The sequence below is a fragment of the Pseudomonas sp. SIMBA_041 genome, from assembly GCF_046535095.1.
GTDB classification, from domain to species: domain Bacteria; phylum Pseudomonadota; class Gammaproteobacteria; order Pseudomonadales; family Pseudomonadaceae; genus Aquipseudomonas; species Aquipseudomonas mucoides.
This window is the reverse complement of the sequence record NZ_JAWRXJ010000072.1, coordinates 1-380: the sequence shown is the minus strand read 5'-3', so window position 1 is coordinate 380 and position 380 is coordinate 1. Positions and strand designations below refer to the sequence as shown.

General features: G+C 30.3%; 1 protein-coding gene. It reads right to left on the bottom strand.

What is annotated here, in order from left to right:
* On the bottom strand, positions 1–380 hold a 380-nt coding region (locus SB725_RS30275), incomplete at both ends, for a hypothetical protein (protein ID WP_410923036.1).

Sequence of the window (380 nt, the reverse complement as noted above, 5' to 3'; positions counted from 1 at the left end):
CAATCAGTTTTTGATAGGAACTGTAAGTATAAGACCTTAAGCTATCACTTGCAATCTGCAGATAATATCCTGCAGAATCTATATTATTTTTCTTGTAATTTATAAAACAGCTCGCAATATTTGCTGCTGCGAGAGGATCTGGAATAATTTTGTAAGCCTTATGATAGTAAATATAAGCAGAATCACTTCTTCTAAGTTTTTCAAATACATCGGCTTTATTCGTGTATGCATATATAAGTTTTCCCTTCCTTTCTTTTGCAGAAAGTATGTTTTTATTTAGTTTTATAACCTTGTTGTAATATTTAATAGAAATCTCAAACAGTCCGAGATATTGGTAAACATTACCATATTCGTTATAGAGCTGGCTTTTTAGATTGTTA